The 233-nt window shown below is 51.9% G+C and carries 1 protein-coding gene; it reads left to right on the top strand.

Annotated elements, in window-relative coordinates:
* Nucleotides 1-233 (top strand): enoyl-CoA hydratase-related protein (locus HBA93_RS23745; protein ID WP_221724848.1); only part of this gene is annotated, 233 nt, incomplete at both ends.

Raw genomic sequence — 233 nt, 5'->3', positions numbered from 1 at the left:
CCACAGGCGCTCAATGCACTGAATTCACAACTGGTGAGTGAGCTGACAGATGCTCTGCGTGCTTTTGATAAGGATGATGCAATCGGCGCGATTGTTCTCACCGGTTCGGAAAAGGCATTTGCTGCGGGCGCTGATATTAAAGAAATGCAGAACCTGACTTTTGCCGAGGCCTATGGTCAGGATTTTCTGGGAGAGGCAGAGGGCGTCAGTGCAATCCGCAAGCCGATCATTGC

The organism is Ochrobactrum sp. SFR4, from assembly GCF_019730395.1.
GTDB lineage: Bacteria > Pseudomonadota > Alphaproteobacteria > Rhizobiales > Rhizobiaceae > Pseudochrobactrum.
Note: the sequence above shows the minus strand (reverse complement) of the source record. Positions and strands in the feature narration are given on the sequence as shown.